The following is a 21,515-nucleotide window of genomic DNA, read 5'->3' on the forward strand; positions in this document are numbered from 1 at the left end:
ATGGCGAAGGTTAATTCTAGCCGACGGCCTGTTAGCAATCGTCCATTAGTGTGGACGATTGCGGGTTCCGATAGCGGAGGCGGTGCAGGGGTTCAGGCCGATTTGGCCAGCATGCTTGATCTTGAAACACATGGTTGCAGCGTGATCACCGCTGTCACGGCACAGAGTTCGGTGACGGTGGCAGCGGTTGAGGCGGTCTCTGACGAGATGCTCGTGGCGCAACTTGATACGTTAGCGGCGGATCTCATACCAAAGGCCATTAAAATTGGTTTATTGGCAAGTCAGCTGCAGATTAATATCGTTGCAAGCTGGTTAGCGGACAAACTAGCGCTATGGCAAGGCGATAACTTAGCTGTACCTGTCATTCTTGATCCTGTGATGGTAGCGACTTGCGGCGACGCACTGGCTAAAGGTGCACAACTCGATTTTAGTCCGTTTAAAGGTTTACTGACGTTAATTACGCCTAATGTGAGTGAGTTAGCGATTTTAGCTGGGCGTCCATTATCGACAGCTGAAGAAAGTATAAAGGCGGCAACCTCGATTGCGGTTTTATTAGCGACGTCGGTGCTGGCTAAAGGTGGCGATAAAGGGCCACATTGGCACCAAGAGCATGCCCGCGATTTGCTTGTTTGCCACCAAGTGACAGGGATCTCTAGTGTGCATAGAGACCAGGCTTTTTGGTTAACATCGCCAAGAATAGCGACTAACAATAGTCACGGCACTGGTTGCACATTGTCATCGGCAATCACTGCTGTTATGGCACATGGATTTGTATTGAATGATGCCGTTGTGGTTGCAAAAGCTTATGTGTCGCAGGGTTTACACCACAGTTATCAACCCGGTAGTGGGCCTGGTTGTTTAGCGCGCTGCGGTTGGCCAAATGAGTTGCTGTCATATCCATTTATTGAGCCACTTTCATCATCGAATCAGTCCCTTTATGGCGTTAATGCCAGTAGTAAGCAGGTTTATGCTTTTAAAAAAATAGTTGAGCCATTAGGCGTTTACCCTGTGGTTGCTGAGGTTGAACTTTTACAACAACTGCTCAGTGCAGGCGCTAAAACTATTCAACTGCGGGTTAAAGATGAAAACGATCCTTTGCTTGAGCAAAAAATTGTTCAAGCAATCGCGCTGGGCCGAGACTACAGAGCGAAAGTGTTCATTAATGACCACTGGCAGCTGGCCATAAAGCACCAAGCCTACGGTGTGCATTTAGGCCAAGAAGATCTGTTTGAAAGCAATATAAAACGACTTAACGAAGCTGATATTGCACTGGGCTTATCGAGCCATAGTTATTTTGAAATCTTATTGGCAATGCAGCACCAGCCATCATATATCGCTTTTGGGCACATATTCCCCACCACCACTAAGCAGATGCCTTCGGCGCCTCAAGGGCTAAACAAGCTGGCTCGCTATGTTGATCTCATGCAAGGAGAGCTGCCAATTGTTGCTATTGGCGGTATTGATGTCGGTAATCTTGCGGCGGTGAAAGCCAGTGGTGTTGATGATGTGGCGGTGGTTCGAGCCGTTACTGAAGCTAATGATCCTGCAAAAGCCTATCAAACATTGGCAGATGAATGGACGTTGGGAGTAAGCAATGGCGCTCTCTGATCAAGCATTTATGCAGTATTCACGGCAAATTTTACTGCCTGAAGTGGGCGAACGCGGGCAAAGCATCTTTAGTCAATCTCATGTACTCATTGTGGGGGTGGGCGGTTTAGGCAATTTGGCCGCGCAGTACTTGGCTGCCGCTGGCATTGGCCAGATAACGCTCATTGATGGTGACATCATTGAGCGCTCCAATCTTCCTCGACAGTTGCTATTTACTGTTGAGGATTTAGGAGGCAACAAAGCCCATGTCGCAGCCAAAAAGCTAATGCGAACTTACAGTGATTGTCATTTCAATAGCTTTCAACGCTATTTGACGGCAGACAATGGGGTCGAGCTGTTTAATGCCAATCAGCCAAAATTCGATTTGGTGTTGGACTGCTCAGATAATTTTTCGGTTAGGCAAGTTGTCAATCAGCTGGCCGTTGAGCATAAGGTCACCTTGGTATCAGCGTCTGCGGCTAACTTTCAAGGTCAGCTACTGAGTGTGAACCAACAACAATGTCCTGATACTGGTTGTTATCACTGTTTATACCCAAGCGACATGAGCGTCAGTCAGAGTTGTCAAACGGTCGGCGTACTTGGGCCTATGGTGGGCACCTTGGCGTCAATGCAGGCATTAATGAGCTTGAATTTATTGCTTAGTCATAATGCAAAAGCGGATCACCAGATAGATGAGCTAAAGACTCAAGTCGATAGCAATCAGTTATTGGGGCAATTATACCGATTCGATGGCGCTAAATTTACTTGGCGGCAAGCAAAATTGGCACGGGACCCTGATTGTACGGTGTGCAGGGCGTCATGAGTCTCAAACCGTGAGCAATCTAAAGATTAGAGATCTAGGAGATAGACAGATGATCAGCATTGTACTCAATGATGAAGTTGTAACCGTTTCAATTGGAACGTCACTTGTTAAGGTATTGGAGCATCAAACCATTGCACTCGATGCGGTGGCGTTAGCGCTAAATTCTGAAGTCGTACCGAGAAGCCGTTGGCCGCATATTGTGTGTCAGCAGGATGATCAGTTAGAAGTGTTTTCAGTCGTTGCAGGAGGTTAATGTGTTAAGAATTGGTGATACAGAGTTTAGTTCACGATTGTTTACTGGAACGGGTAAGTTCTCTCATGCAAGTGACATGCTTGCAGCCGTTAGTGCATCGCAGTCGCAACTGGTAACGTTGGCGGTTAAACGTCTCGATTTGAAGACAGGTAGCGATAATATATTAAAACCCTTGCAAGACAGTGGGGTAAAACTGCTGCCTAATACAGCGGGCGCTCGTAATGCCAAAGAGGCCATTTTTGCGGCGCATTTATCCCGTGAAATGTTAGGCACTCACTGGATCAAACTTGAGATCCATCCAGATCCAAAATATTTGATGCCAGATCCCATCGAAACCTTAGCTGCGGCGCGTATTTTATGCGAGCAAGGCTATGTGGTATTACCTTATGTGCATGCCGATCCTGTCTTATGTCGACGTTTAGAAGAGGTGGGCTGCGCTGCTGTGATGCCACTTGGCAGTCCTATTGGTTCAAATCAAGGCTTAGCCACAGAGCCATTTCTTAAAATGATTATTGAGCAGTCTAATGTGCCAGTGGTGATTGATGCAGGAATTGGCGCGCCGTCGCAAGCGACAAGAGCGATGGAACTGGGCGCGGACGCCGTATTGGTTAACACCGCAATTGCCAGTAGTGCCGATCCTGTTGCCATGAGCCGCTGTTTTGCTCAGGCAGTAGAGACTGGCAGAACGGCTTATTTGGCTGGGCTTGGTCGTGAGAGTAAGCATGCAAATAGCACTAGCCCCCTCACAGGTTTTTTAAATGTTTAATGCTATCTGGCCTGAGCATAATCAAAAGGCGATTTTATGAGCTTTGTCGATGAATTTAAAAAGTTGTCCCGCAGTGAGCTACAAATGTCGCTATATTCGACGACGAAGCAAGAGGTTGAACGCGCGTTACAAAGCCCGGCTGGCGATCTCAATAGTTTGCTCGCATTGCTGTCACCTGCTGCTGAACATTATCTTGAAGAGATGGCGCAGCGCTCTGCTGCGCTGACTCGGCAGCGTTTTGGTGCCAGTCTCGGGATGTATATCCCGCTGTATCTTTCAAATCTATGCGCTAACGAATGTGATTACTGTGGTTTTACCATGAGTAATAAGCTTAAACGCAAAACGCTATCGGAAACTGAACTGCTTAAAGAGATGTCTTTAGTCAAACAGATGGGTTACGACGCGATTCTTTTAGTGTCGGGTGAGCACGACACTAAAGTTGGTTTACCCTATTTTAAGCAGATGTTGCCGCTGGTAAAGCAGCATTTTAGCCATGTTGCCATGGAAGTTCAGCCGTTGGATAAGAGCGACTACGAGTCGTTGATAGAAGATGGTCTAGATGCTGTTATGCTCTATCAAGAAACCTATAATCCCGTGACGTATGCTAAGCACCACACGCGTGGTAAAAAGAAAGACTTTAGTCATCGTTTAGAATCACCAGAACGAGTAGCGCAAGCAGGGGTTGATAAGATAGGTTTAGGCGTATTACTGGGCCTTGATGATTGGCGTTTGGATGCATTGTTGATGGGACATCATCTGGCTTATTTGGAGAAGCATTACTGGCGCAGTCGTTATAGTATTTCTCTGCCACGCTTAAGACCTTGTACTGGTGGCGTTTCACCTAAAGTTGAGTTAACGGATGCAGGCTTAGTGCAAATGATCTGTGCGTTCAGATTATTTAATCAGCAACTTGAAATAAGCTTATCTACCCGTGAAACCCCCGCGCTGAGAGATAATCTATTTGCATTGGGTGTGACTAATGTGAGCGCCGGCAGTTCAACACAACCTGGCGGTTACGATGAGCCAAATTCGCAGTTAGATCAATTTGAGATCAGTGATGATCGTAGCCCACAACAAGTGGCTGCTGCAATGAATGCGCGAGGCTTCAATCCGGTGTGGAAAGATTGGGAAATGGGCTGGTAAAGAGGCATTTATTAGTGTTTTTTATGCGAGTATTGAGGGGGGGAGTAGCTTTTTAAACACTAGGCTGCAAAGTTTATCCCTCTTATTGGCATCGAAAGTAGGGTATTGCCAATTAATTGATAAATTGGGTCATTGGTTTAGCGCAATGTACCGATTCAATACGAGTTGATTTAGGCATGGCTAAAGACAATTTTTTTGCGCAACTGCTGCATGATAAAAAACACCGAATACGCTTTATACAGCTTGCCAGTCAATAAGTTAACTCACTAAGCTCATTTAAGATGTGTTTTTAATTTGTTGTATACATCATCAGGATTAATAGGCTTAAAAATGTAGTCTTGGGCACCTAATCTTAGGGCCAAATCTTCATCTGAACCTTCATTTAAACCGCTAATTATGATCACGGGAATTAAATTTGTTAAGTTATTGCTCTTTAGATCTTTGAGCACTTGATAGCCATTTTTTTCTGGCATCATGATATCAAGGAAAATACAGTTGGGTTGTAAATTACTAGCAAGATCAATTGCGTGTATGCCTGAATTAATTGTAATGACATGATAGTCATCACCTAATACTGATAGCAGCAGGCTTGAGCAAATGGGGTCATCATCAACAATGAGTATTTTAGGTTTATCCATATAAATAGTTTCCTCTTCCTAGTCTAATTAATTTTTTAACCTTACCGTATCATTTAAAAACAATAGTGGCTATTTTAAACCCATCTTCACCTCACTTTCTATAGAGAGTATAGATTGCTCATATCTGTGAGTAAAAATATTCATCACTTGAAAGACACTTCCGTTGAAGCTGACAATAAAAGATTACGCTATAAACCTTGAACTAAAGCTGAATAACGTCACTGATAACGGTTATTTAGAAGTGGCGGTGTGACTGGTCATTGAGTTCGGTGAGAAAGGCGTTGTAGCGATCATGCAAAGTATAATCTTTTGCTAGCTTTGACGTTAAATCTAAACCTTGCTAAATAGCGAAGCCATTGAAGCCGTCAGTAATGCACTTTAATGATGGGTTAGTCAGCGTTATCTTTACATAAATGCTGTACATTTTTAGTACGTTACTTGATAATCTAAACATTGACTAACAAGTGAGACACGTTATGCAAATACCTCCCAGTATTATTTCAGGGCACAATGGTTTTCAAAGCGCACAGTCTGATTTAACCCAAGCAACGGTTGATGTGGCAAGTTCAAGTCAATCGGTGTCTTCAACTACGACAGTCGACAGCAGTGATAGTCAATCGGCGTTAATAAGTGCTACGCAAGCCGTAAGTCACGCTCAAGCATCAGCCGAGGTTATTGAGGCCTCATCTGAGACCATCGGAACTTTGATTAATATTGAAGTGTAGAAAGCATAAAAAACGCTCTTTCGAGCGTTTTTTTAATTTTCAAATAGTATCGATTAAATGATGTTTTTTTATCAATGACTCGATTAACTCGCTCGCGGGCCCTTGTTTATCTCTATTAGGGATAACCAAACTTAGCGTTGCTTTGCGTTTAGATGAACCTTTCAAGTGGAGCTTTTTCAGCTCTCCATTTTCAATAAGAGACTGCACCACATCCTCTGGCAGCCAGCAAAACCCCATCCTTTTTTTTAAAATAACAATGGCTTCGTGAAAGTTTGTTACCGTCCAACGCTGCTCAGCTTTGAGCCAACCCAAGTCAGTATTGGGGCTTAGCGCGGTGTCTTTGATGACAATTTGCAGGTGCTGAGCAAGCGTTTCATCTTCTTCAATCACATCGTACTGAGCCAGTGGGTGCTCAGGATGACACACGAGATTAAAGTTAATATCAATTAAAGGCTCAGCCAAATGTCCTTTAGGGGGAGGGCCACCACAGATGGCAATATCCACAGCCTCATCGATAATAAGTTCGGACGTACCGGTTAATACCGTATCGATGACTGTAATGCGTGTGCCGCGACTAAGAGGATAGAATTGACTGAGTACATCAACAAGATCATCCATAGGATAGATAATTTCACGTGCTATCGTCAGTGTCGGTTCCCAACCGGTTTCTAAATTATTGGCCAGCAGCTCCAACTCATTCACCGATTGTGTAATATGGCGCGACCGGCGTAGCAGTACTTCGCCACACTCGGTGAGGTAGGCTTTACGGCCTTTAACTTCAAGCAGTTGAACGCCGAGTTGAAATTGCAGCTTAGCAACGGCGTGATTGAGTGAAGACTGACTCTTGTTCAGTTTTTCCGCAGCTTGGGCGTAGCCACCGTAATCGACAACCGCTTGTATAATACGCCACTGCTCTAATGTAGATTTTGCTCTATCCATTTTTTAGCGTTCACTATTTGTTTGTTGTTTAGACTGAACCTGCTTTGGCAAGTATTTTTTGGTTGCTTTTAGTTCAGACAAATAGGGGCCTTTATGCAGTTTTTCTGGCCAATCAAGCAGCATCATTGCTAACACATTACGATGCTCACCCATCGCCAGATCTGGATTGCCACGAGGCGAAGTGATCATCTGCTCTTGTTGATTGAAAGCCTTGATTATATGCTGTTGAGTTTTGGCGACAACGGGGTTATGGGGTTGTCCTGCAAGTAGGAAGCTGATGCCAACCTCTGCAATAATATCATCAGTAGCGTCTTCAAGGATCCGGTCAATATTTTTCTCAAAATGATCTAAAATCCAAGCAAACTCTTTTGCATCAACATCATGCTGATAATATTCGCTAGCGGCGAAAATGAAATGGGTCATACCGTAGAGCTTATTCCGATACTGCTTTTTATCGAGCTGTTGATCTTGGCTATCAGGGTAGACACCAATGAATGCACTTTTATAGTCCGCTAAATAATCCCCAACACCAATCTGCTTTGCCCAATAGACATAGTTAATGAGTTGAGCAGCCCATGTTTCTATCATGGCTTTGTCAGTGAGTCCGGTTTTTAGATCGGCTTTTTTCAAGGTAGTGATCAATTGTTCATGGCATGGGCCAGTGAGACCAAATTCATCAATGCGGCTTGAGTAGCGTAACAATACGTCGGTGTAGAAGATAAATTCTGGAAAAGGCTTTAAGGCTTTTTTACGCGCCTTAGCTCTCGGCCCTTTACCCAAAACTGAGATGGCTTTGGTTGCTTCGTTGCTGATGAAGTCTTTTTTATCAAGATTACAAGCGTAGAAGGCTTGGGCTTCTGTTACCGCATATAGGTCAACCAATGCTGCATTGGCATATCGACTGTCACCGGTCATTCTATATTGTCTAATGCCATAGTGGCCTTGAACTCGCGGAGGTAGCTCAAATAGATGCGTTTCAAGATTAGCTTTAATTCCTTGATAGACTTCACTTTTAGCCGCTTCAGTGACCAAAGGGGCTGATGCGAAACTACTGGCGCAAAAAAGTGCAGCGGCTAGGGTACTTATTCGGAGTATCGAAGGCATATTGAATCCTTTTTATAAGTGGAACAGCGGTAATCGGCGATCCCAATAGCTCTTGAAGGATTACTTCAATACTGTCGGAAGGTTCATTCACCACCAAAGTGTCAAAAATAACGGCTTGATTTTGGCAGCCCTTGGTCGATTGATAGATATAATTTGCGACGTTTTGTTGCCATAATTTTTGATAATAAAGCGGACCTTCGTAAACAATAGCACTAAAGGTAAAGGGCGCATCTTCTATTTTATCCCAGTATTTTTCGAAGCTTAGTGAAAACTGCTTATTAAGGTCGAACTGCGGTGAGCTTGAGTCTGCTCGGTATAAGTCCAGTGCGACTTTAGAGCGAAACAGCGAAAGTTGCTCTGAATAGAGTTGCAGTATGGCTTCTCGAGAACCTTGTTTAGGGGCTTTAAGTAGTTTATCTAATAACCAATACTCTATCCACAATGCATCGATATTATTACTATCTGCCGTTTCACCTAAGGTGTTGAGCAAATAAAATTGATGACCTTTACTCAGTTTTTTTATTGCCGCTGCAACGGCTTTAACGGCGTGCCTTTGTTGTTGGTATCGCGTTAGTTTTATTGGTAATGACAGTTCAATTTGACCGAACTGGTGTCCAACAACAAGTTGTCGAATTGGTTTGACGGCGATCTTCTTATTTTCAGTTAAATAAATATCACCGAGTAGTCGCTGCTTATGCCATACACGAATCGATTTTTCATTTATCCACTCAAAACGTATGGCTAACACTTCAAGTTCTTTAGCCACCAAAGTGAGCCATTTGCCCGAATCCATTGCGGTGACCGGAGAAGAAGGGGCAGACGCAAGCGCCCGACCAAGGTTCCATGGTGCTATGTTGATGTTCTTGGTTTGAGACAGCAAAAATTGCTCAACTATCTCTGAAGATGACAACATTTGTTGATGTAATTTGAATTGACTGTAATCAGTAAAACCTGACTGTCGCGCTTGTTGAGACCTTAAGTCTTTAATGGTGTCTAATGCGGTTTTATTTTTAGTTGATGCTCGTGATTGATAGGCTTGCCAAACACGCTTTCGACACAGCTCATCAGGCTGCCTAATCAAATAACTGGCTAATGAACCGTTGAAATTATTTTCTGTTTCATCGGCAGTGTTATGGGAAAGCTCACAGGTTTTATCTTGAATATTCAAGCTTAATGCTTGCGAGCTCACTTCCTGCTTAAACGCAGCTTGTGCAGTATGCAGTTGTGCTTTGTATCTGGGGGATTGACTGCTCTTTGATAACTGATTGATACGTTTTAGCAGGGCCGTGATTTGCTGACTATCGTTATTGGCAAAGCTAAATTGTAAAGTTTGAAACGGTGAGGAATCTAAAAAAAGTGCCAGTTCATCAGCGAGGTATAGCTGGCATTGGAGTACGAGTTCTCTATCAGAATAAGAGAGCGGATATTGACGATAATACTTAATTCGATCGTTAATATTGAAAAAGCCAATAAGCTGTCGTTCAAGTTTAATGGCATTGGTATTACTGTCTAAGGTGGGGTCAATAGCATGAGTTGGAAAACGATAGCGCAGGCATTGCTCAACCAATAGTGGAATAGGCGACACGGCAGCACAGGCTGCCGTGTGGACCATACTTGTTAGCATAATAACTAATCCAACAAGGTTTACTTTGAATCTAGCGGTTAGCACTAAAGTGTATCTTGGCGTAAGCCACACGTTCTTCAACCGACATGTTGTGGTTTGGCATCTGCTCAACATGACGCAAGTTTGCCAAGATCCCACAGCCATTTGCAATTTGAATCGCAAGGCCCGGACGCGCATTTAGCTCTAGTAATAAAGGACCTTTATACTTATCGAGCACCATATCGGTACCCAAATAGCCGAGCTCAGACATTTCATAGGCTTTAGAGGCGGTATGCAGCAGCATATCCCAGTGCGGCACCTGAATGTCAGTTAGCTTCTTTTGGGTATCTGGATGCAAGTCAATAGGTTTATCAAACTGGACGGCATGCAGCCCTTTGCCTGTTGCAATATCAACTCCAACACCCACTGCACCTTGGTGTAGATTCGCTTTACCGTCTGATGCTGCCGTTGATAGGCGTATCATCCCCATAATCGGGAAGCCTTTAAACACGATTAAACGGATATCTGGCACGCCTTCATAGGAGTAGCCATCGAACACCGGATCAAACTGGATTAAGCCTTCAACAATCGCGACATCGGGATTACCGCCTAATGAGAACAGTCCACTGAGCACATTTGATACATGGCGATAAACTTCAGAAGGCGTAACCTCCTGACCGTTTGGCTTGTAATAGCGACCATTCTCGACTTTAGTGACCACGAGGATCCCTTTGCCGCCAGAGCCTTTTGATGGCTTAATGACAAAACCAACTGTGTCATTAACCATTGCCGGAATATCGTTAATTCCGTGTTGCTCGGAGACAGTACCAATAAGATCAGGTACGGCAATATTATTAGCAAGGGCGAGTTGCTTTGTGGTTAGCTTGTCATCGACTCGTTTGTAGTACTTACGCGGGTTATAACGACCAATATAGTCGATATTACGCTTGTTCATACCCAAAACACCGCCACGCTTTAAAGCAGAGGGGTTAGCGAGAAACATATTATTCTCCAGCCAAAGGCTTAAAGCGTTTTAGCTCAAGCAAGCGATAACCCGTATATTGTCCCATCAATAACACGAGGGCCAAGATCACGAGGTGAATTCCAAGGAAGTTAAATACCCAATGTTGAACCCAAGTCGCGCTCATGGCTAAGTAAGCCAATGTTGCTACAAATAGGCTACCACCACCTTGTATAACCACTTCTTTAGCGCCTTCCTCTTCCCAGAGAATAGACATTCTTTCAATTGTCCATGCCAAGATAATCATCGGGAAGAATGTAATTGTGAGACCTTCGCTTAAACCGAACTTATAAGATATTAAGGTAAAGAGTCCGATAATACCGATAACCACAATAATCACGGCGGAGATCCGCGATATGAGCAACAGGTTCAATTCAGAGAGGTATGAGCGGATCATCAAGCCAAATGCCACAATTAGCAAAAAGCCCACCAGTCCTGTAATGAGTGTTGTTTGGATAAAGGCGAGGGCAATTAGCACCGGCATAAACGTACCTGAGGTTTTAATGCCGATCAGTACGCGTAAAAACACCACCATTAACACACCGATTGGGATAAGCAATATACCTTTAAAAAGGCTTTGCTCCTCAAGCGGTAATTGATACAAAGAGAAATCAAGTGCATTGTCATTCTTCATTACATCAATGGCAGTCGCAAGGGCGGAACGAGTATCTTGTAACATTGAGAAATTAACTTGCGAGTTAACGCCGCCAATGACATCGAGTACAGATGTTCCTGAACGATCCCAGAGCAATAGATTCTCTGGACGGCCTTGAGTTCCTTTGACTGGGTCGAATAAGTGCCATTCACCGTCATTATACACTTCAACGAAAGTGGTCAATTGTTGTCTGCGGCGCTGGTCTTCAAGGAATAATCCGCTCACTTCCTGAGCTGGAATTCCCTTGTTGTGCAGCATTCTCATGAATAATTTATTCGGTGAGTTTCCGGTCAGTAGTAGTTCAATATTTTGGCTGCGCTCATTAGCATTCAGCTCTTTGTTGAGCTGCTGAGCAAACGAAAGGTTAGTGGCACTTTTAGCCCAAACCTCTTCCGTTGCCTGTGTTGCTGCGGCACTTTCAGTTGCTGGCCACATATAAGGCGTTGGTGCTTCTGGTTCACCCTTTGCAAGCAGTTGCTCTTGACCTGTTGGGATCAAGGTCACTTTATAATAGAGATCTTGTTGGCCCGTCGCGCTGCGAATAGACCATATTGCGCGGCGATCATACTTGTTATTAGTGATGGTTAAACCATAGCCGGGTGATGTTGCATTTTCGACTAAGACTTCATAAGCAGGATCTTCAGGTAAAGAGAAAGAGACCTCAGAAGGCTCGCCGGTTCCTTGGAAGCTGACTTTTGCATCAATGGCCCAACTTTGAACTTGTTTGCCGGGGAAAAAAGGTACGCTGTGCTCAATGCCGCGATAAACACTCGCGGTGATGCCTGCAATAAAGAGCAAGGCAACTAAAATATAAAAAGGCTTTCTAGAATGCATTATTTGTATTCCTATTATTTAGAAGCAGACGATGCACTATCGCCTTTTTTCTTTCCATGGATATAAGTTTGGCCAACATCAACCACGGCAATATCTTGCATAAATTTGCGGCCAAGTAACAGTGGGAACTCTAAGTGACTTCTGTCGCTTAAGTTTAGATCTGTCTCAGCTTTGTATTGACCAATCTCGAGGTGTGCATGGATAACAGGACGTCTGTCCGTTTTATCATCAGATTCTTTAATCCGCACGAAGCGTTCGACTTTAGATTCAAACGTTTGTGCCGGCTGTTTAGCGCCATTAGTGAGCACATCAAATCGAACCCACTGGTTACCATCTCTTTCAAATAAAATAATATTATGAGCATCTAGTGAAGATGATTCTGCACCAGTATCGATGCGAGTGTTAAAGCTTGCTTTTATTTCATCGACATAGACATTTTCGACTGCGCCTAGAATAAACTTACCTTGAAGCGGTGATGGAGGGCATTGTTTTGGTGCAATAACCGGGATAACAGCTGTTTTATCTTTTTTATTCAGAGTGGTGATTTTTTCGTCTAATTGCGCTAGCTGGGCAGACAAGGTTGTCATGCTTGCTGTTTGCATCTCTTTGCACGAATCAATTGCGTTCACAATATTAACTTCTTGTTGATTCAAACTGGCTTCGAGCACAGTTGCATCAACGGGCATAGGTGCGTTGACGTCTTTAGTTGATGCACAACCGCTTATTGCGGTTGCGATGGCGGCGATACAAATTATCTGCTTTAACATAGTGCTTCCCATTACTATCGGCTAGATTAAATCTTTATTTGGTTGGTTTTTGGTGGCAATGATGGTTGCTCTTTTTGGCGCAGGATAACCTTCAACGGTAAGGCTAACATCATTAGGGTCTAAATAATCGACTAATGACTCATTCGGCATCCAGCTCGTACTTCTTTGTTCTGCTAAGGAGGTCACATCAATGTCAACACAACGTATATTGATGAAATCGCTCTTTTTAAGCCAAAGCATGAGCGCTGCAACTGAAGGTAAGAACCACACGTTATTCATTTTTCCATAGCGGTCTTCTGGGACTAGAACAGTGTTCTCGTCGCCATCAATGACTAAGGTCTCTAGAATGAGTTCTCCACCCGTACGTAATTGATCTCTGAGTTGGATCAGGTGATCGATTGGCGAGCGGCGATGATAAAGTACTCCCATCGAAAAGACGGTGTCGAATGCATCAAGGGGGGGCAGTTCTTCAATGCCTAACGGCAAGAAGTGAATCGGTTGGTCGTTACCTGCAATTCTTTTAACGGCTTCAAACTGACACATAAACAGGGGTGATGGGTCAATTCCTACCACATGTTTAGCACCATCACCCAGCATACGCCACATGTGATAACCACTGCCACAACCTACATCCAGTACCGTTCTGTTGGCTAAAGGTGAAATATGCGGTGCTAAACGCTCCCATTTCCAATCTGAGCGCCATTCTGTATCGATTTCTATCCCATGAATAGAATATGGGCCTTTACGCCAAGGTTTAAATATCGCTAACAGGTTTTCAAGTTTCTCTTGTTCGCCTGTCGATAACTGGCTACCAGAACCTATCGTTACACTGGTTTTAAAATCAATGCTATCGGGTGTAGGGTAATGCAATTTGTTGAGCACTTTTTCCCATTTAGGCAGCGAACCATGTTTATGTTCTCGCTGCCATTCACCTAAAATGGCTGGGAGGGTCTCTAGCCAGTGTTGTAGACTAGAGTCCGAAATTTGTTTGTAAAACGAGCTAAAACTTATCACTTAATTGCCACCATAGATGCAAAGTTAAAACATTGGAACCAGACACTAAACTGGCTAAAACCTTGTTCTCTTATCCGTATTTCATGTTGTTGAAGCGTATCTGGCTTCATGACATGTTCGAGTGAACTTCTTTTTTGGCTGATCTCTAACTCACTGTAACCATTTGCTCTTTTGAAATCGAGATGTAAATCATCTAAAGTGGATTGAATTTTGTCTTGCTCGAAGTAAATCTTCTCAGACAAGACTAAAAGCCCACCAGGTAACAATCCATCATAGATTTTTTTGAGCAAGTTTTCTCTATGCTCAGGCGCAAGAAATTGCATGGTGAAATTGAGTATGACTAAAGAGGCATTTTCTATCTCGATATCGCGGATATCGCCGCAAATTAACTTCACGGGGGTTTCGCTGACATAAGCAGAAAGGTTTTCTTTACAGCGTTCAACCATGGATTCACTGTTATCGACGGCGATTATCTGACAATTACGGCCCTCTACTCGACGTCTAATACTTAACGTTGCCGCGCCCAAAGAGCAGCCTAAATCATACACTTTACTGTTTGGTACAGCATATTTTTGTGCTAAATCTCCAATAGTATTAATGATTTGCCCGTATCCTGGTACAGATCTACGGATCATGTCATTAAACACACCTGCCACTTTATCATCGAATTGAAAATCGCTGACTTGTTGGTACGGTTTAGCATATAGGTCGTCTTGAGAAAGTTTCATGTGATCAAATAGTGGGGATTCAACTCCTTATTCTAGCTAAACATATCTGCAACCAGCAAGACTAGTACTGGAAATTCCTCATAAAATTTTGTCTAATAGCATTATAGATACAAATTATTTACAGATAGTTGACCTTTTATAGGGATTGTAATTGAAATATAACGCTTACGTGTTGCTGACTGTTTTCTCCGTCTTTTTTTCGACATCAGTATTTTCTGCAGCTAAAGATAGCGGGCAGCCATTAGTGATATCAATGAGCGATGATAGTTACCCGTTCCAATATGTCGATGAAAACGGGGTCGCTGATGGTCTCTTAGTCGATTTTTGGCGGCAATGGGCGCGTCTTAATCAACAAGACGTTGTGTTTAGGCCCGTTAATTGGCAGCAATCTTTAGACAATGTTGAGCAATCACTTGCCGATATTCACATTGGGATGGCAAAGACGCCTGCGAGGCTAAAATTATTCGATTTTGCTGAACCTATCTCAAAGGTAAATGGCTACCTTTATATTAATAAAGCTTTGACCAGTATCAATACCTTAGAAAAGCTTATTCCTTATAAAATTGGTGTTGTTAAGGGCGCAGCCCATATTGACGCGTTGCTCGAAAAGCAGCCGAAGCTGACTTTTGCTTATTACGCTAATCGTCAACAGTTACTGGATGCGGTGATTAACAATGACGTTTTTGTCTTTGCAGGTCTTGAAGGTTACCTGCGTGAGAGCAACATTAGTCAAAAAGTGATCATGTCATTTCCAGTTAATCGGCGTATCGCGATTAGTGAATTTGCATTTTATCCGGCGGTTAAAAAGGGTAAAGCGTCATTGTTACGGACCGTAATGCAAGGATTCAGTTTAGTTACGCCAGTAGAACGTAATAACATTGAACGTGATTGGCTGGGCATACAGCGCAGCCAGAACGAAGTTGTCGTGGCGATGCAGACCGGGGTTGAACCCTATGCGGATATTGGTCCCAACGGTTTACCACATGGTTTATTGGTTGATATTTGGAAATTATGGTCGGATAAAACGGGGTTGCCGATACGCTTTATTGCTGGAGACATGCAGCAAGGCATCGTGAATGTTCAACGGGGCATCGCGGATGTGCAGCTGGGTTACCCCGAAAGTGAGTCTATGAAGTCAGGACTCAATCGAGCCCATCTGATCTATCAAGTTAGCAGCAGGCTGTTTTCCTATAAAACGTCTTTTAAAACAGTTGAAGAGCTAAAGGGAAAAGTTTTTGCAGTCGCGCCTACATCGCCTTATCTAACCGAGTTAATTGAAGCCCTGCCGGATTCTGATTTTTACTATGTGGCCAATGTCCAGCAGATGATAGAAGCCGCTGAATCGGGCAGAGTGGACGGCTTTATTGCTGCAGCAGCATGGACACAACACTACTTATTGTTAAAAGATCGCTGGGAAGATTTTTACCAATTTAAACCGATCCATTTTAAAACCGACCTTTATGTATTAAATCGAAACAATGATCTCGATTTTTCTGATCGTATTTCAAAAGGGTTTAACGCTATTAACTCTTCGGAGTTGGCTGCGATTGAAAGAAAGTGGATTTTAAATCCTGCCGATAGAATTTATTCCTCGACCAAAAAACTCGTCCAGCTGAACTCAAAACAACGCGCCATGATAAAAAGCATGGGTGAGATTAAAGTCGGTTTTGTTAATAATTGGGCTCCGATGGAATATAAAAGCGACAATGGTGATTACGCAGGGATTAATAGCGAGGTATTTAAGATCATTTCGCAGGAGCTTGGTTTGAAGCTCAACTATGTCGAATTCAGTAATTGGCAGACATTGCTAGATGCGCTATTACGCGGTGATATCGACATGTCGGGTAGTATTGTGCCTACGGCGCAGCGTCAAGAGAAGTTAGTATTTTCCAACTCTTACTGGCCAGCGCCATGGGGATTGGTTAGCTCGTTAGATAGCGTTAGTATATTTAGTTTAACGGAGCTCAAAGGCTTGCGACTTGCGGTTGTTGAGGGCTACCATATTGTTACTGATTTAATGCAAGAGTACCCCACATTAGAGTTAGTATTGGTGCCCAATAGTCACGCTGGTCTAAATGCTGTAGATGAAGGCTTAGCGGATGTCTTTATCGATAAAGTGATGAATTTAAGTGCAGGGCTGAAAGAAGGCCAATTTTCTGAACTCAAAATGTCGATGTTGGTTGATTTTTCTGAGCAGCGTAGCCACATTGGTATCAATAAGCGACAACAGCTTTTGTTACCTTTCATTAATAGCGTCATTGACAACATTGATCGTGCTCAGCAGCAAAAGATTCATCAAAAATGGGTATCGCAAACAATAGAGTTTGGTCGTGAGGATTTTGAAAATAGATTGCGGTTAAGTATTATTGTTTTTAGTGCGCTTGCGGTATTGGTTATTGTGGCCTTGTTGGCAAATAGGCGTTTGCGCAGAGAAGTGGCGCTAAGAATTGCGGCCGAGAATAAGATGGCGCTGTTTGCTAAACATGACAGTTTAACCAAACTCCCTAATCGCTCAATGATAGAGGAACGATTGGAGCAGGCAATATTGACCCATAGTCGAGAAATGTCACAGTTTGCCGTTATTTTTGTTGATCTTGATGGTTTTAAAGCCATTAATGATGAATACGGTCATCATGTTGGTGACGACTATCTTATTGCGATTAGCCAAGCATTGAACAACGCTGTTAGACGTGCCGATACGGTCGGTAGATTAGGTGGCGATGAATTTATTGTCATACTTCATAAAGTGGATTCGATATCCGCGGTAAATGATGTAGCAGAACTGTTGCTACAGCGCTTGTCGAGCCCCTTTGTGATTGATCAACTTTCACTATCGGTATCTGCCAGTATGGGGATTGCGTTATACCCTGCGGATGGTGACAGTGTTGATACATTATTAAAGACGGCGGATAGGCATATGTATCGTGCTAAGAATGCCGGCGGAAAATCATCCAGAAATTCGCAACAGCAGTAACATTCGGTTAAATCTATTCATTTTTTTTGAAAATTGGCTGATACTTAACCGACTAGTCGATAAGTTATTTGGAAAACGGCAATATGTCTCTATAATGCCGCTTTTGTCTTGTTTTGAACCAGATCTTCAAACATCGTTTTGTGGAATAAAGGAAAGAGTTAAATGCGCAGTCATTATTGTGGGGACGTTAATCAGTCTCACGTTGGTCAAGAAGTAACCCTAGTGGGTTGGGTTAATCGTAGCCGAGATTTAGGCGGCGTTGTTTTTCTCGACCTGCGTGATAGAGAAGGCATTGTTCAAGTTGTTTATGATCCAGATCTTCCTGAGGTGTTTGAGATAGCAAGCACCTTACGCAGTGAGTTTTGTGTTCAAATTAAAGGTCGAGTTAGCGCTAGACCCGATAGCCAGATTAATGCAGATATGCGCACCGGTGAAATCGAGATATTTGGATCTGAACTGACCATATTAAACAGCTCTGCTCCATTGCCAATTAATATGGACAAAAACCAGCACAATACTGAAGAGCAACGCTTAAAGTATCGCTACTTAGACTTACGTCGTCCTGAAATGGCTGACCGTATCGTATTCCGTTCTAAAGTGACCAGTGCTGTTAGACGTTTTCTTGATGGGAACGGTTTCTTAGATATTGAAACGCCAATCCTGACCAAAGCGACACCAGAAGGTGCACGTGATTACTTAGTGCCGAGTCGTACTTACAAAGGTCAGTTTTTCGCTTTGCCACAATCTCCACAGCTATTTAAGCAGTTGTTGATGATGTCTGGATTTGACCGCTATTACCAAATCGTGAAGTGCTTCCGTGATGAAGACTTACGTGCTGACCGTCAGCCAGAATTTACTCAGATAGATATTGAAACCTCGTTTATGTCTTCAGCGCAAGTGATGGCTAAAACAGAAGAGATGACTCGCGGTCTATTTAAAGAATTGTTGAATGTTGATTTGGGTGAATTCCCAAAAATGACCTTCGCTGAAGCGATGCGTCGTTACGGCTCAGATAAGCCAGATTTACGTAACCCACTTGAGCTAATTGATGTTGCTGACCTTGTAAAAGATGTTGAGTTTGCTGTGTTCAATGGCCCTGCAAACGATCCAGAAGGGCGAGTTGCCGTTCTTAGCATTCCTGGCGGCGCTAAACTTTCACGCAAGAATCTCGATGACTATGCAAAATATGCCACTATTTATGGCGCAAAAGGCTTAGCGTGGATGAAGGTTAATGACCTTGATAAAGGCATGGAAGGTATTCAATCTCCAGTGCTTAAGTTTTTAACTGAAGATGTTGTTACCGCACTGCTTGAGCGCACCGGTGCACAAACAGGTGATCTAATTCTGTTTGGCGCAGATAAAGCGAACATCGTTGCCGAAGCTATGGGCGCACTTCGTTTGAAAGCGGGTGAAGATTTTGAATTACTACAAGGCGATTGGAAACCGCTTTGGGTCGTTGACTTCCCGATGTTTGAGCCGACTTCAGATGGTGGATTGCATGCGATGCATCACCCATTCACCGCGCCGAGCAATATGACACCAGCAGAACTGGAAGCGAATCCTATTGGCGCTATTTCAGATGCCTACGATATGGTATTGAACGGTTGTGAGTTAGGTGGCGGTTCGGTACGTATCCATAATAGTGAGATGCAGTCAGCAGTATTTAGAATTCTAGGTATTAATGACGAAGAAGCGAACGAAAAGTTTGGCTTCCTACTTGAAGCGCTACGTTATGGTACGCCGCCACATGCAGGTTTAGCATTTGGTTTAGATCGCATCATCATGTTGATGACGGGCGCAAGCTCAATTCGTGATGTAATGGCATTTCCTAAAACAACAACGGCGGCATGTCCATTGACCAATGCGCCTGGCTTTGCAAATCCAGTGCAGTTAGTTGAACTGGGTATCTGTGTCATTGCGGAAGAGAACAAAGACGAGCAGTAAATACTGTTAAAAAGAGCCGAGTTTAGACTCGGCTTTTTTTTCGAATAATTTTGGTGATGGGCATGATGAAATGCTTATTCTCTAGAGAATCGAATGTAGGAGAAAGAGATGGCAGGTCATAGTAAATGGGACAATATTAAGCACCGTAAAGCAGCGCAAGATGCTAAGCGTGGTAAGCTTTTTACTAAATTTATCCGTGAGCTCACTGTCGCTGCAAGAGAAGGTGGCTCTGATCCCGATTCAAATCCAAGATTGCGGGCAGCCATCGATAAATCATTATCAAATAACATGACGCGTGACACGGTTGAGCGAGCGGTAAAACGCGGTGCTGGCGAGTTAGATGGTCAAATATTAGAGACCATTATCTATGAAGGTTATGGTCCTGGCGGTACAGCGGTATTAGTTGAAACCATGACGGATAACAAAAACCGTACGGTTTCCGGCGTCAGAAATGCGTTTAGTAAATCAGGCGGCAACTTAGGCACCGATGGCTCTGTTGCTTATTTGTTTGATAAAAAAGGTATTATTTCTTATCAAGATGTAGATGAAGATACTGTTATGGACGCCGCACTTGAAGCTGGTGCTGATGATGTTATTGCGCATGAAGACGGTTCTATTGATGTATTCACCACACCAGAGGATTTTGGTGCAGTAAAAGATGCATTGGATGCTGCAGGGCTTGAAGCGGTGAATGCTGAAGTGACCATGTTGCCATCCACAACAGCGGAACTTGATGCGAGCACGGCACCAAAGTTTTTACGCTTAATCGATAATCTTGAAGATCATGATGATGTGCAAGAGGTTTACCACAATGGTGGGATTTCTGACGATGTCATGGCGGGGCTGGAATAAGCGATATGGCAATTATTTTAGGCGTTGATCCAGGCTCTAGGATCACCGGTTATGGTGTTATTCAATGTATTGGTCGCCAACATGTTTATGTTGGTAGCGGTTGTATAAGAACCAGTTCAGACGAATTACCACTGCGTCTTAAGCAAATTTTTGATGGTCTTTCCGAAATTATCAGACAATACCAACCTGATGAATTTGCTATTGAACGGGTATTTATGGCTAAGAATGCTGATTCAGCACTTAAGCTTGGTCAAGCGCGTGGTGCTGCCATTGTGGCGGCCACCGCAGCAAATTTACCCGTTGCTGAATACAGTGCGACTCAAATAAAAAAATCAGTTGTCGGCACAGGTAGGGCACAAAAAGAGCAAGTACAGCACATGATCCAGCAAATTTTAAAGTTGCCGAGTGCACCTCAAGCCGATGCGGCTGACGCATTAGGGGTTGCGGTATGTCATTTTCATACAAGTCAAAGCTTGGTTGCTATGGGCGGCAAAGCGAATTCAAGTACATACGGAAGATATAAATGATTGGTCGTATACGTGGTCTACTTGTAGAAAAACAAGCACCTGAAGTGCTTATCGATGTTGGCGGTGTGGGGTATGAGATCCAAATGCCACTGACAAGCTTTTATGAGTTACCCGAAATAGGATTAGAGGCCGTTGTTTTTACCCACTTCGTGGTCAGAGAAGATGCGCAATTATTGTATGGTTTTATCTCTAAGCAGGAACGTGCACTCTTTAGGTTGTTAATTAAGACTAATGGCGTCGGGCCAAAACTGGCGTTGACCATTTTATCGGGCATGACAGCGGGTGAGTTTGTCGCTTGCGTAGGCAGAGATGATATTGCTACGTTGGTAAAGTTGCCTGGCGTCGGTAAGAAAACGGCGGAACGTTTGCTCATTGAAATGCGTGATAAGCTCAAGAGCCTGATGGAAGCATCGGTAGGATCTGAAAGAGAGTTTATGCTGCAATCAAACTATACCGTTCCCGTAGTCGCCAATACTGCCGAAGAAGATGCTATTGGCGCACTGTTGTCGCTCGGATATAAACCAGCGCAAGCGAGTAAAGCTGTTTCTGCAGTGTATGTTGACGGTATAGACTCTGAATCGCTGATTAAATCAGCACTTAAATCGATGCTTTAAGGAT

21 protein-coding genes are annotated in these 21,515 nt (G+C 43.6%); 12 read left to right on the forward strand and 9 right to left on the reverse strand.

What is annotated here, in order from left to right; genetic code table 11:
- The 6 genes from thiE (at position 1) to CXF83_RS22535 (ending at position 4,829) form a co-directional block, all read left to right on the forward strand.
- Positions 1 to 1,608, forward strand: a complete 1,608-nt coding sequence (thiE, locus tag CXF83_RS11760) for a thiamine phosphate synthase (RefSeq protein ID WP_101092028.1) — start codon at positions 1 to 3, stop codon at positions 1,606 to 1,608.
- Positions 1,595 to 2,410, forward strand: a complete 816-nt coding sequence (locus tag CXF83_RS11765) for a HesA/MoeB/ThiF family protein (protein WP_101092029.1) — start codon at positions 1,595 to 1,597, stop codon at positions 2,408 to 2,410. Before thiE ends, CXF83_RS11765 begins: the two co-directional genes overlap by 14 nt.
- A 49-nt stretch (positions 2,411 to 2,459) precedes the next feature.
- Entirely contained in the window at positions 2,460 to 2,663 is a 204-nt protein-coding gene (thiS, locus tag CXF83_RS11770; protein ID WP_101092030.1) for a sulfur carrier protein ThiS, read from the forward strand.
- A 1-nt stretch (position 2,664) separates the two neighbouring features.
- Positions 2,665 to 3,429, forward strand: coding sequence for a thiazole synthase (locus CXF83_RS11775; RefSeq protein WP_101092031.1), 765 nt, complete (start codon positions 2,665 to 2,667; stop codon positions 3,427 to 3,429).
- Positions 3,430 to 3,465: 36 nt separating this feature from the next.
- Positions 3,466 to 4,572, forward strand: a complete 1,107-nt coding sequence (thiH, locus tag CXF83_RS11780; protein ID WP_101092032.1) for a 2-iminoacetate synthase ThiH — start codon at positions 3,466 to 3,468, stop codon at positions 4,570 to 4,572.
- Positions 4,573 to 4,688: 116 nt separating this feature from the next.
- Positions 4,689 to 4,829, forward strand: a complete 141-nt coding sequence (locus CXF83_RS22535) for a hypothetical protein (RefSeq protein WP_157822928.1) — start codon at positions 4,689 to 4,691, stop codon at positions 4,827 to 4,829.
- Between the two features lie 15 nt (positions 4,830 to 4,844).
- On the opposite strand, the gene CXF83_RS11785 is transcribed toward CXF83_RS22535, so the two are convergent.
- Positions 4,845 to 5,210, reverse strand: a complete 366-nt coding sequence (locus CXF83_RS11785) for a response regulator (protein WP_101092033.1) — start codon at positions 5,208 to 5,210, stop codon at positions 4,845 to 4,847.
- 476 nt (positions 5,211 to 5,686) lie between these two features.
- On the opposite strand from CXF83_RS11785, the gene CXF83_RS11790 reads away from it, so the two are divergent.
- On the forward strand, positions 5,687 to 5,935 hold the full coding sequence (locus CXF83_RS11790) for a chemotaxis protein (RefSeq protein WP_101092034.1): 249 nt from the start codon (positions 5,687 to 5,689) through the stop codon (positions 5,933 to 5,935).
- A 39-nt stretch (positions 5,936 to 5,974) separates the two neighbouring features.
- Here CXF83_RS11790 and CXF83_RS11795 read toward each other — a convergent pair whose 3' ends face one another.
- From CXF83_RS11795 to cmoA, 8 genes are read right to left on the reverse strand one after another with little or no spacing between them, the layout of a single operon-like run.
- On the reverse strand, positions 5,975 to 6,874 hold the full coding sequence (locus CXF83_RS11795; protein WP_101092035.1) for a LysR family transcriptional regulator: 900 nt from the start codon (positions 6,872 to 6,874) through the stop codon (positions 5,975 to 5,977).
- Positions 6,875 to 6,877: 3 nt separating this feature from the next.
- The gene (locus CXF83_RS11800) at positions 6,878 to 7,978 is read right to left on the reverse strand and encodes a DUF3541 domain-containing protein (RefSeq protein WP_101092036.1); all 1,101 of its coding nucleotides are present in this window, start codon (positions 7,976 to 7,978) and stop codon (positions 6,878 to 6,880) included.
- A complete protein-coding gene (locus CXF83_RS11805; protein ID WP_101092037.1) occupies positions 7,923 to 9,602 on the reverse strand; it encodes a M3 family metallopeptidase in 1,680 nt (559 codons plus the stop codon). The genes CXF83_RS11800 and CXF83_RS11805 overlap by 56 nt, the downstream gene beginning before the upstream one ends.
- A gap of 31 nt (positions 9,603 to 9,633) precedes the next feature.
- On the reverse strand, positions 9,634 to 10,584 hold the full coding sequence (locus CXF83_RS11810) for an alpha-L-glutamate ligase-like protein (protein WP_101092038.1): 951 nt from the start codon (positions 10,582 to 10,584) through the stop codon (positions 9,634 to 9,636).
- Between the two features lies 1 nt (position 10,585).
- Positions 10,586 to 12,091 carry a UUP1 family membrane protein gene (locus tag CXF83_RS11815; RefSeq protein ID WP_101092039.1) on the reverse strand — a complete coding sequence of 502 codons (1,506 nt, stop codon included), beginning with the start codon at positions 12,089 to 12,091 and terminating at the stop codon, positions 10,586 to 10,588.
- A gap of 14 nt (positions 12,092 to 12,105) precedes the next feature.
- Entirely contained in the window at positions 12,106 to 12,858 is a 753-nt protein-coding gene (locus tag CXF83_RS11820) for an ATP-dependent zinc protease family protein (protein ID WP_101092040.1), read from the reverse strand.
- 21 nt (positions 12,859 to 12,879) lie between these two features.
- Positions 12,880 to 13,872: a tRNA 5-methoxyuridine(34)/uridine 5-oxyacetic acid(34) synthase CmoB gene (gene cmoB, locus CXF83_RS11825; RefSeq protein ID WP_101092041.1), complete on the reverse strand. Its 993-nt coding sequence runs from the start codon at positions 13,870 to 13,872 to the stop codon at positions 12,880 to 12,882.
- Complete coding sequence (gene cmoA / locus CXF83_RS11830; protein ID WP_101092042.1) at positions 13,869 to 14,600, reverse strand: carboxy-S-adenosyl-L-methionine synthase CmoA; 732 nt, start codon at positions 14,598 to 14,600, stop codon at positions 13,869 to 13,871. The genes cmoB and cmoA overlap by 4 nt, the downstream gene beginning before the upstream one ends.
- Before the next feature lie 151 nt (positions 14,601 to 14,751).
- Between cmoA and CXF83_RS11835 the strand changes: the two genes are divergently transcribed.
- The 5 genes from CXF83_RS11835 (at position 14,752) to ruvA (ending at position 21,511) form a co-directional block, all read left to right on the forward strand.
- Positions 14,752 to 17,574 carry a diguanylate cyclase domain-containing protein gene (locus CXF83_RS11835; protein WP_232775097.1) on the forward strand — a complete coding sequence of 941 codons (2,823 nt, stop codon included), beginning with the start codon at positions 14,752 to 14,754 and terminating at the stop codon, positions 17,572 to 17,574.
- A gap of 162 nt (positions 17,575 to 17,736) precedes the next feature.
- Entirely contained in the window at positions 17,737 to 19,518 is a 1,782-nt protein-coding gene (aspS, locus tag CXF83_RS11840; RefSeq protein ID WP_101092043.1) for an aspartate--tRNA ligase, read from the forward strand.
- A 108-nt stretch (positions 19,519 to 19,626) separates the two neighbouring features.
- The gene (locus CXF83_RS11845) at positions 19,627 to 20,370 is read left to right on the forward strand and encodes a YebC/PmpR family DNA-binding transcriptional regulator (protein ID WP_101092044.1); all 744 of its coding nucleotides are present in this window, start codon (positions 19,627 to 19,629) and stop codon (positions 20,368 to 20,370) included.
- 5 nt (positions 20,371 to 20,375) lie between these two features.
- A complete protein-coding gene (gene ruvC, locus CXF83_RS11850) occupies positions 20,376 to 20,897 on the forward strand; it encodes a crossover junction endodeoxyribonuclease RuvC (RefSeq protein WP_101092045.1) in 522 nt (173 codons plus the stop codon).
- Positions 20,894 to 21,511, forward strand: coding sequence for a Holliday junction branch migration protein RuvA (gene ruvA, locus CXF83_RS11855; protein WP_101092046.1), 618 nt, complete (start codon positions 20,894 to 20,896; stop codon positions 21,509 to 21,511). Before ruvC ends, ruvA begins: the two co-directional genes overlap by 4 nt.
- Positions 21,512 to 21,515: the final 4 nt, after the last annotated feature.

This window comes from Shewanella sp. Choline-02u-19 (assembly GCF_002836205.1).
Lineage (GTDB): Bacteria > Pseudomonadota > Gammaproteobacteria > Enterobacterales > Shewanellaceae > Shewanella.

What these genes read in the sequence shown, in the direction of transcription:
- ruvC (WP_101092045.1), top strand. Translation starts at nt 20,376, where the DNA reads ATGGCAATTATTTTAGGCGTTGATCCAGGCTCTAGGATCACCGGTTAT.
- CXF83_RS11795 (WP_101092035.1), bottom strand. Translation starts at nt 6,874, where the DNA reads ATGGATAGAGCAAAATCTACATTAGAGCAGTGGCGTATTATACAAGCG.
- thiE (WP_101092028.1), top strand. Translation starts at nt 1, where the DNA reads ATGGCGAAGGTTAATTCTAGCCGACGGCCTGTTAGCAATCGTCCATTA.
- ruvA (WP_101092046.1), top strand. Translation starts at nt 20,894, where the DNA reads ATGATTGGTCGTATACGTGGTCTACTTGTAGAAAAACAAGCACCTGAA.
- CXF83_RS11820 (WP_101092040.1), bottom strand. Translation starts at nt 12,858, where the DNA reads ATGTTAAAGCAGATAATTTGTATCGCCGCCATCGCAACCGCAATAAGC.
- thiS (WP_101092030.1), top strand. Translation starts at nt 2,460, where the DNA reads ATGATCAGCATTGTACTCAATGATGAAGTTGTAACCGTTTCAATTGGA.
- CXF83_RS11810 (WP_101092038.1), bottom strand. Translation starts at nt 10,584, where the DNA reads ATGTTTCTCGCTAACCCCTCTGCTTTAAAGCGTGGCGGTGTTTTGGGT.
- CXF83_RS11845 (WP_101092044.1), top strand. Translation starts at nt 19,627, where the DNA reads ATGGCAGGTCATAGTAAATGGGACAATATTAAGCACCGTAAAGCAGCG.
- CXF83_RS11805 (WP_101092037.1), bottom strand. Translation starts at nt 9,602, where the DNA reads ATGCTAACAAGTATGGTCCACACGGCAGCCTGTGCTGCCGTGTCGCCT.
- thiH (WP_101092032.1), top strand. Translation starts at nt 3,466, where the DNA reads ATGAGCTTTGTCGATGAATTTAAAAAGTTGTCCCGCAGTGAGCTACAA.
- aspS (WP_101092043.1), top strand. Translation starts at nt 17,737, where the DNA reads ATGCGCAGTCATTATTGTGGGGACGTTAATCAGTCTCACGTTGGTCAA.
- CXF83_RS11765 (WP_101092029.1), top strand. Translation starts at nt 1,595, where the DNA reads ATGGCGCTCTCTGATCAAGCATTTATGCAGTATTCACGGCAAATTTTA.
- CXF83_RS11800 (WP_101092036.1), bottom strand. Translation starts at nt 7,978, where the DNA reads ATGCCTTCGATACTCCGAATAAGTACCCTAGCCGCTGCACTTTTTTGC.
- cmoA (WP_101092042.1), bottom strand. Translation starts at nt 14,600, where the DNA reads ATGAAACTTTCTCAAGACGACCTATATGCTAAACCGTACCAACAAGTC.
- CXF83_RS11785 (WP_101092033.1), bottom strand. Translation starts at nt 5,210, where the DNA reads ATGGATAAACCTAAAATACTCATTGTTGATGATGACCCCATTTGCTCA.
- CXF83_RS11790 (WP_101092034.1), top strand. Translation starts at nt 5,687, where the DNA reads ATGCAAATACCTCCCAGTATTATTTCAGGGCACAATGGTTTTCAAAGC.
- CXF83_RS11815 (WP_101092039.1), bottom strand. Translation starts at nt 12,091, where the DNA reads ATGCATTCTAGAAAGCCTTTTTATATTTTAGTTGCCTTGCTCTTTATT.